Below are 13,403 nucleotides of genomic sequence, written 5' to 3'. Positions count from 1 at the left end.
GAAAGTATAGGCATATCCGGGCGGGCCCGGGGAGGACTCTGACATGATGGGGCGATGACGGAAATCCCCGGTAACGGCTAGGCAATGCCCGAGCTTCCGGAAGTGGCTGCCCTGACGGACTTCCTGGCCGCGCATCTGCTCGGCGCTGCTGTCACGAAGATCCAGATCGTGTCCTTCGCCGTGCTCAAGACAGCGGATCCGCCCATCTCCGAGCTGGAGGGCAGGACGGTGACCGGGGTGCGCCGCTTCGGCAAATTCGTCAGTCTGGAAGCGGACGGGCTGCATTTTGTCTTCCACCTGGCCCGGGCCGGCTGGGTCCGCTTCACCGACGCCCCGACGGGTACCTCCTTGAAACTGGGAAAGGGGCACCTTGCGGCGCGGCTGTCGTTTTCCCGTGACTCCGGCCCCGTGGATCTCGATCTGACCGAGGCCGGCACGAAGAAGAGCCTGGCGGTGTACGTGGTCCGGGATCCCTCCGACGTCCCAGGAATTGCCGCGCTGGGACCGGATCCGTTCAATGCAAGGTTCGACGTCGATGCCCTGGCCGGGATCCTTGGCTCCAGTTCGCAGCAAATCAAGGGTGTGCTGCGCAGCCAGAGCGTGATTGCCGGGATCGGAAACGCCTATAGCGACGAGATCCTGCATGCAGCCCGGATCTCACCCTTCGCCATTGCCAGGTCCCTGGACCGGGATGCGGTCCAGCGGCTCTACGACGCCATCCACAGCGTTCTCGGGACAGCGCTGCGGGAGGCCGGCGGCAAACCGCCCGGCGAGCTCAAGGACACCAAGCGGAGCCACATGAGGGTCCACGGGCGGGCCGGCGAAGCGTGCCCGGTGTGCGGCGAGACGGTCCGCGAGGTGTCCTTTGCGGACACGGCCCTGCAGTACTGCCCCGGCTGCCAGACGCAGGGAAAGATCCTGGCCGACCGCCGGACGTCGCGCTTCCTGAAGTAGGGAGCCGGCACCGCACCCGGAAAACAGAAAACCCCGCCATTCCCTGATCGGGAATGGCGGGGTACTTTCTGCTGGTCGGGCTGACAGGATTTGAACCTGCGACCCCTTGACCCCCAGTCAAGTGCGCTACCAAGCTGCGCTACAGCCCGTTAGTTCCGCCGTTCTCCGCTCCCGATGCCATCCTCTTGTTTATCCAAAGGATTTCATCTGAGCAGTCCGGCCGAACCACCTCCAAAAGCTTACACGATTCCGGAGGGTGCCCGTGACACTTTCCGCATGCCACGGGAACTTTCTTCCCTCGGCGGGCGCGCGCGGAATTAACGCTTCTTGCCGCGCTTTTCCCGCACACGCATGTTGACCTCGATCGGCGTGCCCTCGAACCCGAAGGTTTCGCGGAGCCGCCGGGTGATGAAGCGGCGGTAGCCCGGGTCCAGGAAGCCCGTGGTGAAGAGCACGAACTTCGGCGGACGGCTCGAGGCCTGGGTGCCGAAGAGGATGCGGGGCTGCTTGCCGCCACGGACCGGGTGCGGGTGTGCCGCGACCAGCTCGCCGAGGAAGGCGTTGAGCCGGCCGGTCGGAATGCGCTTGTCCCAGCTTTCCAGGGCCGTGTCGAGGGCCGGGACCAGCCGGTCCTTGTGCCACCCGGTCAGCGCCGAGATGTTGACGCGCGGCGCCCAGGCCACGTGGGCCAGGTCCTGCTCGATTTCACGCTCGAGGTAGATGCGCCGTTCGTCGTCCAGCAGGTCCCACTTGTTGAACGCGAGAACCAGGGCACGGCCGGATTCGATGGCCAGCTGCAGGATGCGGACATCCTGCTCGCTGAGCACTTCATCCACCGCGAGGAGCACGACGGCGACCTCCGCCTTTTCGAGCGCGCTCTGCGTGCGCAGTGAGGCGTAGAAATCGGCGCCCTGGGCCATGTGCTGGCGGCGGCGGATGCCGGCGGTATCCACGAAACGCCAGGTGCGGCCGCCGAGTTCGATGAACTCGTCCACCGGGTCACGCGTAGTGCCGGCGGTGTTGTCCACGACAACACGCTCGGAACCGGCCAGCTTGTTCAGCAGCGAGGACTTGCCCACGTTCGGACGCCCGATCAGGGCGATGCGGCGCGGACCGCCGGAGCGCTCCAGGCCTTCGATCGTGGAGAACTCGGGAAGAGTGTCCATGACGTGGTCCAGCAGGTCGGCGACGCCGCGGCCGTGCAGTGCCGAGACCGGGTAGGGCTCGCCGAAGCCGAGGCCCCAGAGCGTGGCCGAGTCGGCTTCCTGTGCGAAGTCGTCCACCTTGTTGGCCACCATGATGACCGGCTTTTTGGACTTGCGGAGCATTTTCACCACGGCTTCGTCAGTGGCGGTCGCGCCAACGGCGGAGTCGACGACGAACAGCACGGCGTCGGCGAGTTCCACGGCCATCTCGGCCTGTTCGGCGACGCGGGCGTGGATGCCGCGGGCATCGTGCTCCCAGCCGCCGGTGTCGACGACGGTGAAGTTCCGGCCGTTCCAGGTGGCCGAGTACATCACACGGTCGCGCGTAACGCCGGGGGTGTCTTCGACCACGGCTTCGCGGCGGCCGAGGATACGGTTTACCAGGGTGGATTTGCCCACGTTGGGCCGGCCGATGATGGCCAGGACCGGATCAAGCTTGACCGGGCCGTCGAAATCCTCATCGTCGTACTCGCCGCTCAGGAGGGCGGCGTCGTCTTCGTCCAGATCGTAGTCGTCCAGGCCGGCCCGGAGGGAGGCCGCACGGACCTCGGCTTCCTCATCGTCCAGGGCGGCGAGATGCTCAGCCACCTGGTCCGTGCCGGTGGGCGTGTATTCGTCTTCGCCGGCGCCAAATTGGCCGGAGGTTTGAGTCGTATCGCTCATTGCACTTTCCTTATGGGGTGATCTGCCGGCGTCCCGGCTACTGCTTCATGACGTTCTTGCGGGGAATCCGCGTCGGGCAAGGGCTGCCCTGTTCTTTGGATCGAGTCCTGGACATGGCGGGCCAGCGCGGCGCGGATCTCGGTTCCGGCCCTGTCCATTGAAACACGCCCGGTCTCGCCGGGCCTGCGGCTGACATTGAGGGCTCCGCCGAAGCTGACGTGCAGCCTGCGGCCCAGCCCGGGAACGGCGTCGAGGTGTTCGCCGCCCACCCGGGTCCCGAGGATGGCCACGGGCACCACGGTCGCGCCGGAGTTCAGCGCGAGCCAGGCCACGCCCTTGTTGATGGCGGAGGCTTCCCCGCTCCCCCGGGTGCCTTCGGGAAGGATGCCGACACACCGTCCGGCGTCGAGCACGCCCTTGGCCGCGATGAGGGCGGCCCGGTCGCCCGAGCGGTCCACCGCCAGCTGTCCCGAGGCCCGCAGCACGCGGCCGAGGAAGCCGCTGAACATCTCCTTCTTGACCAGGATGTGCATGGCGCGCGGGGAGGCCCCGAACATCACCGGTCCGTCCAGGAAACTGATGTGGTTGCCGGCGAAGATCACCGGACCCGTCGCAGGCACGTTCGACCGGCCGGTCACCGACGTCCGGTAGAGGACATGGTTCAGGGTCCAGCCCACGGGCCGGCTCCAGATGGTGGTCCAGCGGGCCGGCAGCGTGGCCGGGGACGGAACAGCCGGCTGCTGCCCGGCGTCAGTCACGGTTGAGCGCCTGATGGTTGACGATGCCGTTCACGATGCTGAGGGCGGCGTCGACGGTCTCGGCGAAGTCGAGCTCCGAGGAGTCCAGCGTCACCACGCCGTCGGCGGCCCGGGTGAAGTTCACCACGGTTGAGTCCTTTGCGTCGCGCTGGGTGACCTGCGCTGCGAGCTGTTCGGCGTTCTGGCTGCCGCCAAGCTGGATGCCCCGGCGGCGCAGGCGCGCCGCTTCGCTCGCGGTGAGGAGCATCCGCACCTCGGCGTGGGGCGCGACGACGGTGGTGATGTCGCGGCCTTCGACCACCATGCGGCGGTGGTGCTTTTCGATCAGCTCGCGCTGCCGGCGGATGAGTTCGGTGCGGGCACCAAGGGTGGTGGCGACGGCGCTGACAGCGGAGGAGATCGACGGCTCGCGGATCGCGAGGGTGACGTCGGTGCCGCCGACCATCACGTATTCCTCCAGCGGGCTCGTGCTGATTTCCAGCGGAAAGCTCTTGGAGGCAGCCTCGACGGCCGCCCCGTCGTCCAGGTCCGTGCCGCTGTCCAGGCAGAACCAGGTCAGGGCACGGTACATGGCGCCGGTGTCGAGGTAGGCCAGTTTGAGCCGGCGTGCCACCTCTTTGCTGACGCTGGACTTGCCCGATCCGGACGGCCCGTCGATGGCGACGACGAGGCTCTTTCCGGGGCGGAGGACGTCCACGGTTTCGATAAGTTCCTGGGTCATTACTGGAGTACCCGCCATCCACGGTCATTGAGGGCTTCGATTAACAGTTCATGCTTGTTCGGCAGCACGGAGATTTCCACCATGCCCACGTTCTGGCCCGAGGAGTGGTCCAGCCGGAGGTCCTCGAGGTTGACGCCGATCTCGCCGATCTCGGTCAGCAGCCGGGCGATCTGTCCTGGCGTGTCATCCACCAGGACCGTCAGCCACGAGTAGGCCTGCGGTGGTCCGCCATGCTTGCCCGGGATGCGGGCCTGGCCGGCGTTGCCCTCGCTGATCAGCTGGGCAAGATCGAGCCGGGCACCGGGAGCCGTAGGGTTCTCCAGCGTCCCGATGAGCCGGTTGAGGTCCTCGCGGACGCCGTGCAGGATCCCCACGACCTTGTCCGCGTTCGCACCGAGGATCTGCACCCACAGGGTCGGATCACTCGCCGCGATCCGGGTGACGTCCCGCAGGCCGTTGCCGGCGAGGGACAGCGCGTGCAGCGGCGTGCCCTGCAGCCGGCTGGCCACGAGCGAGGACACAACCTGCGGCACGTGCGAGACAAGCGCCACGGCCTCATCGTGCTCTTCGGCCCCGAATTCGGACACGACGGCACCGAGGTCCCCGGCCAGCGCACGCGCGGCCTGCAGGGACTCGGGCAGTGTCTCCTCCGAGGGACACAGGACCCACGGCATCGAGGTGAAGAGCTCGCCGCGGGCAGCGACGGGGCCCGACTTTTCACGGCCGGCCATCGGGTGGGTGCCCACGTAGCGGCCGAGGTCAGCGCCCCGGGCGCGGAGCTCGGCCTGGATAGCCGCCTTCACGCTGGCGATGTCCACCACGGTGGCCGCAGGGTAGTCCTTGAGGGCGCGTTCCACCACGTCCGCCGTGACATCGGGCGGTGCTGCGACCACCACGAGTTCCGGCTGCTCGCCGTCAAGGCGCGCCAAAGGCAGGCCGGCGCCGATATCGACGGCGACGGCCTGGTTGGTCGGCGAAGGGTCGGAGAGGAAGACTGCCACTCCGCGGCCCCGCAGCCCCAGCCCAATGCTGGTGCCCAGGAGCCCGGTCCCCACGACCACCACCGGACCGTTGAGGTGGCCGCGGCCGTGGGTGCGAAAGGCGGACATGCCTACAGCCCTACGGATGCCAGCAGGTGGCCGACTTCCTGCTTGCCGAGGTTGCGGATGCTGCCCTGGCGCTGGTCGCCCAGGCCGATGGGTCCGACCTTCACGCGGACCAGGCGCAGCACCGGGAAACCGACGGCGTCGAACAGACGACGGACGATCCGGTTCTTGCCCGAGTGCAGCACGACCTCGATCAGCACGTGGCCCGGGGTGGAGTCGACCAGCTTGAAGGAGTCAACCGATGCGATGCCGTCCTCGAGTTCGACGCCGGCCTTGAGCTCGGCGCCGATGCCCTGCGGGAAGGGCCCGCGGACCTGCACCAGGTACGTCTTGGGGACTTCGTAGGAGGGGTGCGTCAGGCGGTTGGCGAGTTCGCCGTCGTTCGTCAGCAGCAGCAGGCCCTCGGTGGCAACGTCGAGGCGTCCGACGTGGAACAGCCGTTCGCCGTGGCTGTTGCGGACGAAGTCGCTGATGCAGGGGCGGCCGTCCGGGTCTTCCATCGTGGAGACAACGCCCTTGGGCTTGTTGAACACCATGTAGACCATGTCCTCGTCGAGCTGGATGCGGAGACCGTCGACGTGGATCACGGCGGTCTTCGGGTCGACGCGGACGCCGAGCTCGGTGACGACCTGGCCGTCGACCTCAACCCGGCCCTCGGCGATCATTTCTTCGCAGACACGCCGTGAGGCGACGCCGGCCGACGCCATGACCTTCTGGAGGCGGATGCCGTCCTGGTCGTGGAGGTCGGACTGGGGCACCTCGGCGCGGGGGCCGCGCTTGCGGGCCGGCTTGCGCACGGGCCCGAGGTTCTGGCCGAAGCGTTCGCTGCCGAAGGCGCGGGGGCCGGCGGCTTTCGGGGCGCCGGTCCGCGGCTTGGGCTTGAGGGCACCGGGGGTGCCGGGGGCCTTGCCGAAGCCGGGCTTGCGGGCGGCGGCCTTGCGGGCCGCTTCCTTGCCGGAGGGCGCCTTGGACTTCCAGTCACCGGACGCCGGGCGGCCTGCCGGCGGCGTGCCATCGGGACCCTGCAGGTCCGGATCGATGAATGCCTCTTCGCGGGGCTTGGGGTGCTTGAAGGGGCGGTCTCCGCCGCCCTTGAAGCCTGCTCCGCCGCTGCGGCTTCCGCCGCCCTGGGCGCCGCGGCCCGAGCCGCCCTTGTAGTCGGCTCCGCCGCTGCGTCCCGAGCCGCCCTGTGCGCCGCGGCCTGAGCCTTGCGCTGGGTTTTGTCCGGCACTGTTGCGTCCCGAACTGTTACGTGGTGAACCCTGGCGTCCCGCCTGTGTCATGACCCGTCCTTCGTTTGTTGACCAACGGCCGCTGTCTCCCGACAACACCCGCCGGCCGGGGCAAATAGCTTCTGCCCTGGTGGATACTCGTGCGCAGGCAGTTGTTCCTGCCTACATTCTTGCTGCGTCGTAGAACTCTTCGATGCCTTCCAGCCCCGGAAGATGGGGTGAAAGTTGCGGCAATTCCGCCACCGAGCCGATTCCCATCCGCTCCAGGAAATACGACGTCGTGCGGTAGAGGATGGCCCCGGATTCAGGATCCGTTCCCGAGTCCTCGATCAGCCCCCGCTGGGTCAGCGTCCGCACGACAGAGTCAACATTAACTCCTCGAATTGCCGACACCCGCGCCCTTGATACGGGCTGGCGGTAAGCGATGACGGCGAGCGTTTCGAGCGCCGCCTGCGTCAGCCTGGCTGTCTGACCCTCAAGCACGAATCCACCGACGATATCGGCGAATTCAGCGCGTGAATAGATCCGCCAGCCTCCGGCGATATTCCGCAATTCAAAGCCCCGGGGGGTGGCACTGAAGCCGTTGAAACTGGCATCGTGCACATCCGGGGCATTAACAGTATAGCCGTTATACTCCCGCTGCAGTTCCGTGAGCAGTTCCCCGACGACGTCGACGGTCAGGTTCAGCCCGGAGGCGAGCTCGGCCGCCGTCGCCGGCTGGTCGATCACCATAAGGACGGCTTCAAGGGCGGCGCGGGCGCCGCCGGGCAGGCTGGCGACGTCGGGACCGGCGTCTACTGCGCCGTTTACTGCCTGCCCGGATGGGGTCTCGTTCACGGCTGCTCCTCATATTCTTCGCTCAGGTTGTCGCTGCTCCAGGCCTCGCCGTCGGCGGTCCAGCGGACGGTCAGGTCCCCCAGCGGCAACAGCTGCTCGAAGGCCACCGCCTTGTCCCGGAACAGCTCCAGCAGCGCAAGGAAGCGAGCCACCACCACCAGGGTGGATTCGGCGTCGGCGATCAGCGCCCGGAAGGTGAGCGGCGCGCCCTGCCGCAGCCGGAGGCCCAGCAGCTCGGCCTGCTCCTTGACGCTGACGGAAGTGCCGTGGAGGTGGGCCAGGCCGACCTCCGTGGGCGCGGCGTCCTTGGCTGTGAGTGCCTTTCCGGCCAGGGCGGCGAATTGCTGCGGGGTGTGCTTCCAGAGCAGTTCCGGAAGCAGCGCCGCGAAGTGCCCTTCGAGCGCCACCTGCCGCGGATAGCGGCGGTCCTCAAGCTCGAGGGTGGACCCCATCATGCCCGCCACGTGCTTGAACGCCTTGTACTGCAGGAGCCGGGCGAACAACAGGTCGCGGGCTTCCAGCAGCGCAATGTCTTCCTCGTCCTCGACCTCGCCGGCAGGCAGCAGCCGCGCCGCCTTGAGGTCCAGCAACGTCGCGGCGATGACGAGGAATTCGCTGGCCTCATCCAGGGCCCACTCCTCGCCGAGGTTCTGCAGGCGCTTGATGTACTTGATGAACTCATCGGTGACGGTCGACAGCGCCACGTCGGTGATGTCCAGCTGGTGCTTGGAGATCAGGCCCAGGAGGAGATCGAAGGGGCCGGTGAAGTTGGCCAGCCGGACCTCGAAACCGGGTTTCCTCCCGGCGGGCGGGAGCTCCGCCGCCGGAGCGTCTGTCCCTGCCACGGCCCTGACTAGGGCGCGCCGCCGCGCGAGATCAGCTCTTTGGCCAGGTTGCGGTAGGCGTCGGCGCCGATGTGGTTGCCGGCATAGCTGGTGATGGGTTCGGCAGCCACGGTGGCGTCCGCGAACTTGATGGACCGTTTGATGACGGTTTCGAAGACTTTGTCGCCGAAGGCCTCCACCAGGCGGGAGATCACCTCGCGGCTGTGCAGGGTGCGGGCGTCGTACATGGTGGCGAGGACGCCGTCGACCTGGAGCCGCGGATTCAGCCGGTCCTGGACCTTGTCGATGGTCTCCACCAGCAGCGCGACGGCGCGCAACGCGAAGAACTCGCAGATCAGCGGAATGATGACGCCGTGTGAGGCCGTCAGGGCGTTGACGGTGAGCAGGCCGAGGGAGGGCTGGCAGTCGATCAGGACGACGTCGTAGTCATCCTCGACCTTCTTCAGGGCCCGGTCCAGCACCTGTTCGCGGGCAACTTCGTTCACGAGCTGGACCTCCGCGGCGGAGAGGTCGATGTTGGCCGGGAGCAGGTCCAGGTTTTCCACGCCGGTCTTGTGGATGGCGTCGCGGATGTCGACCTTGCGGTCCATCAGGACGTTGTAGACCGTGAGGTCCAGTTCGTGGGGGTTGATGCCGAGGCCTGCGGAGAGGGCGCCCTGCGGGTCGAAGTCCACAACGAGCACGCGGCGGCCGAATTCTGCCAGCGCGGCGGCAAGGTTGATGGTGGAGGTGGTTTTCCCCACTCCGCCCTTCTGGTTGACCATGGCGATGACCCGCGCGGGGCCGTGGGATGACAGCGGTGCCGGCTCCGGAAAGTCGCGTTGAGGGCGCCCGGTGGGGCCCATGACGGCGTCTTCCAGATCGAGTTCGGTGCCTTCCAGAGTTGCTGAACCCTGTTCGCTGCTCACGTATCTATCCACACTTTCGATGACGGTGATTGTCTTGCTTGATATTGCTGCGGCTGGACTTCCAGAGCCGATCTTCTTCCTCCCAAGGTTACAGCGCCCGACACGGTATTCCGCGGACCTTGACAGGGGCCATTCGTTGAGCCTCAACCTTCTGGTAGAAGTCGAAGGTTCCGGTCGCGGCACGAAAAACCGCCCGGACGCTTGCACGCGTCCGGGCGGTCAATGGTGGTTCGTGAGGGGTGCTGGAACGGCTCAGGCGTTGGCCAGAACGGGCTGTGCCGGTGCCGGCGCTTCCTCGGGTGCGCCGTGTCCGGCGATCATGGTCTGCTCGTCGAAAGGTTCGCTTCCGGAGAGGACCCGCTCGACCTGTCCGCCGTCGATCTCCTTGACCCACGTGCCGATCAGGACGGTGGCAACGGCGTTGCCGGTGAAGTTGGTCAGGGCGCGGGCCTCGGACATGAAGCGGTCGATGCCGACGATCATGCCGACGCCGCCGAGCAGTTCCGGCTTGTGGGCCTGGAGCCCGGCAGCCAGGGTGGCCAGGCCGGCGCCGGTGACACCGGCAGCGCCCTTGGAGGCGATGATCATGAAGATCAGCAGCGAGACCTGGGCGCCGAGGTCCAGCGGGGTGCCCATGGCGTTGGCGACGAACAGGGAAGCCATGGTCAGGTAGATGGCGGTGCCGTCGAGGTTGAAGGAGTAACCGGTGGGGACCGTGACGCCGACGACGGGCTTGGACACGCCGAGGTGTTCCATCTTCGCGATCAGGCGGGGCAGGGCGGCTTCGGAGGAGGAGGTGGAGAAGATCAGCAGGTATTCGCGGCCGAGGTACTTCATGAGCCGGAAGATATTCAGGCCGGCGACGATCTTGAGCAGGCCGCCGAGGATCACCACGATGAACAGGGCGCAGGTGATGTAGAAGGCGACCATCAGGGTGGCCATGCTGAGGATGGCCTGCATGCCGGTGGCACCGACGACCGCGGCGATCGCGCCGAAGGCTCCGATCGGGGCCAGCCACATGATCATGACCAGGACGCGGAAGACGAGGGCCTGGGCGTAGCCGATGGTCTTGAGGATCGGGGCGCCCTGGGGGCCCATCTGCTGGAGGGCGAAGCCGACCAGCAGCGCGGCGAGCAGGGTCGGCAGGACCGGAATGTCGCCCGGGATGATGCCCAGCAGGAACTCGACCGTGCTGTCCGTGGCGGCCTTCTTGCTCGGGTCATAGGGGGCGAGCTTGAGGCCCTCGCCCGGGTGAATCAGGTTTCCGACGACGAGGCCGATGGCCAGCGCGAAGGTGGACATCACCATGAAGTAACCCAGGGCGAGTCCGCCGACCTTGCCGACCGTGGCCGCCTTGGCGATGGAACCGATGCCCAGCACGATGGTGCAGAAGATGACCGGGCCGATCATCATCTTGATGAGCTTGATGAACCCGTCACCCAGCGGCTTGAGGGATTTGGCGAACTCGGGGAACATCAGCCCCACCAGGGCGCCGAGGATGACGGCCGCGATGACCGCGATGTAGAGATAATGGGACTTGTCGATTCCCTTGCGCTTCTTGACCGGCGCCGCGGCCGATGCCGCTGACTCTCCTCTTTGAGAGGCCATGGTGTTCTCCTTGGATAGGCTGGACGTCGGTGCGGCACAGGCTGTGGGCCCATCACGTCCGTTCTGCGTGTTCCACCATCATTGGGGATGCAGTGACGCGCATCACCGTTGCGTTCATATTGGTCATGGAAGGTATGGATGATCCACCGCTGGAGCATCGCCAGACGGCTGTTTGTGGCCCATCTGCTGTTCATGCTGACCTTGACCGCGATCGTCGGGACCGCCACGTTCGTTGACGCGCGCGACCAGGCCTACGACGAGGCCGGCCGGCGGATGGCCGCCGTCGCGACCGCTGTGGCGGACAACCCCCTCGTCCTGGAGGCGGCGGACGCCGCGGATCCCACCGCACTGCTGCAGCCGTATGCCCTGAACGTGATGGAGGACGCGGAGGCGGATTTCATCACGATCATGGCACCGGACCGCACCCGCTGGACCCACCCCCGGGACGCGGAACTCGGCAGGCCGTATATCGGCTCGATCGATGATGCGCTGAACGGCCAGGTTTTCACCGAGATCATGGCCGGCACCCTCGGCCCCTCCGTGCGCACCATCGCCCCGGTCAAGGACGCGGACGGCACGGTGCGGGCGCTGGTGGCGGCCGGCGTGACGGTCCGCACCGTGGACATCGCCATCTCCGGCAGGCTGCCGGCGCTCGTGGCGATCGGGCTGGCCCTGCTGGCCGGCGGATCCGTGGCCTCCTGGCTGCTGGGGCGGTACCTGCGGCAGGTCACCCGCGGCTGGGGACCGGAACAGCTGGCCCAGCTCTTCGCCTACTACGAATCGGTCCTGCACTCGGTCCGCGAAGGGGTCATCCTGATCGATCCCAAGGGCAAGGTGGTGATGTACAACGACCAGGCCGCCGAACTGCTGGGACTCACGCCCCGTGCGTCCGACGGCACAGGCACAGCTGCCGACGGCAGGCGGCCCGAGGCGCCGGCGCTGGCGGAGCTCCCGCTGGCCCCCAGCCTCAGCGAGCTGTTCGAATCAGGCCGGACCGCCCTTGACGAGATCCACCTGACCGGTTCGCGGATCCTCGTGGTGAACCAGGGGCCGGCTGTCGGTCCCGGTCCTGCCGGCGGGCGCACCGGCGCGGCCGTGTACGGGACCGTGGCCACGATCCGCGACCGCACCGAGATCGAGTCGCTGGGCAGCGAGCTGGAAACCATGCGCACGCTCTCCGATGCCCTTCGCGCCCAGACCCACGAGCACGCCAACCGGCTCCACACGATCGTCTCCCTGATGGAGCTGGGGCGCGGCACGGAAGCCCTGGACTTCGCCACCCAGGACCTCGAACTGAGCCAGCGGCTCACCGATGACGTGGTGAGCTCTCTCGAGGAGCCCGTGCTCGGCGCCCTCATTATGGGCAAGGCCGCAGAGGCCCACGAGCGGGGCGTCGAGTTGACCCTGAACACCGCGGGGGCCGGGCGCGGACCTGCCGGCGTGTCCGGGCTGGCGGTGCAGGACCTCGTGGCGATCCTGGGCAATCTGCTGGACAACGCCATCGACGCCGCGGCCGAGGCCCCGGCCCCGAGGCTCGTGGAGCTCACGGTGGAAGCGTCCGCCGGGGCCCTGGAGATCACGGTGGAGGACAGCGGGCCCGGGATCGATCCGGAGACCGTCGAGGACATCTTCCGGCACGGTTTCAGCACCAAGTCCCCGGGGCCGTTCGGGCGGGGCCTCGGCCTGGCCCTGGTCCGCCAGGCGGTGCAGCGGCTCGGCGGTACCATGACAATCACCAGCCCCGCCGGGGCGCTGTTCCGCGTGACGCTGCCAACGTCGCCAACGTCATTATCGACGACATCACCGCCGGCATCACTGACCAGCAAGGGACAGCAATGAGCGACATCCGTGTTCTCGTCGTCGAGGACGAGCCCATCGCAGCGGCAGCCCACGCCGCCTATGTGGGCCGGCTGGAGGGATTCACGCTGGCGGGCACGGCCCCGGACGGACAGTCGGCGCTCCGGCTGATGACGGATTTCGCGGCGGCCGGCACGCCGGTGGAACTGGTACTGCTGGACATGAACCTGCCGGACCTGCATGGCCTCGACATCGCGCGGCGCATGCGTGCGGCCGGGCTGTTCGCGGACATCATTGCCATCACCGCCGTCCGCGAACTGAACATCGTCCGCAGCGCGGTGGCCACCGGGGTGGTCCAGTACCTGATCAAGCCCTTCACCTTCGCCACCTTCTCGGACAAGCTGGCCAGCTACCGGCTCTTCCGGGACCAGCTGGCCTCCCCCGCCGCCGGGCAGGCCGGTCCCGGGGCGTCGCAGAGCGATGTGGACCAGGCCTTCGCGAGCCTGCGGGCGCCCTCGGAGCTGCCGCTGCCCAAAGGGCTGGCCGCGTCCACGCTGGAATCGGTGCAGGACTTCATGAAACTGCAGTCCGGGGCCGTGTCGGCCAGTGAGGTGATGGACGCCCTGGGCATGTCCCGGGTGACCGCCCGGCGCTACCTGGAATACCTCGCCGACGCCGGCACGGTCACCCGGACGGCGCGCTACGGTGCCCCGGGCCGGCCGGAGAACGAATACCGCTGGACCCGGCCGGCGTCGTAACCACGGCCGGG

12 protein-coding genes and 1 tRNA gene are annotated in these 13,403 nt (G+C 67.6%); 3 read left to right on the top strand and 10 right to left on the bottom strand.

Translation table 11 applies throughout. From position 1 onward, the window contains the following. Nucleotides 1-84 precede the first annotated feature (84 nt). Nucleotides 85-954 carry an Fpg/Nei family DNA glycosylase gene (locus tag ABIB29_RS13825; protein WP_354173382.1) on the top strand — a complete coding sequence of 290 codons (870 nt, stop codon included), beginning with the start codon at nt 85-87 and terminating at the stop codon, nt 952-954. Nucleotides 955-1,026: 72 nt separating this feature from the next. On the opposite strand, the gene ABIB29_RS13820 is transcribed toward ABIB29_RS13825, so the two are convergent. The 10 genes from ABIB29_RS13820 to ABIB29_RS13775 form a co-directional block, all read right to left on the bottom strand. After that, a tRNA-Pro gene (locus ABIB29_RS13820) sits at nt 1,027-1,103 on the bottom strand. A 168-nt stretch (nt 1,104-1,271) separates the two neighbouring features. Next, on the bottom strand, nt 1,272-2,822 hold the full coding sequence (der, locus tag ABIB29_RS13815) for a ribosome biogenesis GTPase Der (protein WP_354173381.1): 1,551 nt from the start codon (nt 2,820-2,822) through the stop codon (nt 1,272-1,274). Beyond that, nucleotides 2,819-3,499, bottom strand: a complete 681-nt coding sequence (locus ABIB29_RS13810) for a lysophospholipid acyltransferase family protein (protein ID WP_354173525.1) — start codon at nt 3,497-3,499, stop codon at nt 2,819-2,821. Before ABIB29_RS13810 ends, der begins: the two co-directional genes overlap by 4 nt. Nucleotides 3,500-3,572: 73 nt before the next feature. Then, a complete protein-coding gene (gene cmk, locus ABIB29_RS13805; RefSeq protein WP_354173380.1) occupies nt 3,573-4,301 on the bottom strand; it encodes a (d)CMP kinase in 729 nt (242 codons plus the stop codon). Continuing rightward, nucleotides 4,301-5,410: a prephenate dehydrogenase gene (locus ABIB29_RS13800; RefSeq protein WP_354173379.1), complete on the bottom strand. Its 1,110-nt coding sequence runs from the start codon at nt 5,408-5,410 to the stop codon at nt 4,301-4,303. Before ABIB29_RS13800 ends, cmk begins: the two co-directional genes overlap by 1 nt. Nucleotides 5,411-5,412: 2 nt before the next feature. After that, nucleotides 5,413-6,690, bottom strand: coding sequence for a pseudouridine synthase (locus ABIB29_RS13795; RefSeq protein WP_354173378.1), 1,278 nt, complete (start codon nt 6,688-6,690; stop codon nt 5,413-5,415). 111 nt (nt 6,691-6,801) lie between these two features. Further along, nucleotides 6,802-7,410 (bottom strand): SMC-Scp complex subunit ScpB, encoded by a 609-nt coding sequence (gene scpB / locus ABIB29_RS13790; protein WP_354173524.1) that lies wholly within the window; start codon nt 7,408-7,410, stop codon nt 6,802-6,804. A gap of 62 nt (nt 7,411-7,472) precedes the next feature. After that, entirely contained in the window at nt 7,473-8,321 is an 849-nt protein-coding gene (locus ABIB29_RS13785; RefSeq protein ID WP_502915615.1) for a segregation and condensation protein A, read from the bottom strand. An 8-nt stretch (nt 8,322-8,329) separates the two neighbouring features. Further along, nucleotides 8,330-9,229, bottom strand: a complete 900-nt coding sequence (locus ABIB29_RS13780; RefSeq protein WP_226762358.1) for a ParA family protein — start codon at nt 9,227-9,229, stop codon at nt 8,330-8,332. Nucleotides 9,230-9,481: 252 nt separating this feature from the next. After that, nucleotides 9,482-10,837: a cation:dicarboxylate symporter family transporter gene (locus tag ABIB29_RS13775; RefSeq protein ID WP_354173377.1), complete on the bottom strand. Its 1,356-nt coding sequence runs from the start codon at nt 10,835-10,837 to the stop codon at nt 9,482-9,484. A 138-nt stretch (nt 10,838-10,975) separates the two neighbouring features. Between ABIB29_RS13775 and ABIB29_RS13770 the strand changes: the two genes are divergently transcribed. Continuing rightward, entirely contained in the window at nt 10,976-12,676 is a 1,701-nt protein-coding gene (locus ABIB29_RS13770) for a sensor histidine kinase (protein ID WP_354173376.1), read from the top strand. Further along, nucleotides 12,673-13,392 (top strand): response regulator, encoded by a 720-nt coding sequence (locus ABIB29_RS13765; RefSeq protein WP_354173375.1) that lies wholly within the window; start codon nt 12,673-12,675, stop codon nt 13,390-13,392. Before ABIB29_RS13770 ends, ABIB29_RS13765 begins: the two co-directional genes overlap by 4 nt. The last annotated feature ends 11 nt before the right edge of the window (nt 13,393-13,403 follow it).

This window comes from Arthrobacter sp. UYEF36, from assembly GCF_040547025.1.
Taxonomy (GTDB): Bacteria; Actinomycetota; Actinomycetes; order Actinomycetales; family Micrococcaceae; genus Arthrobacter.
This window is presented reverse-complemented; position numbering and strand designations above follow the sequence as displayed.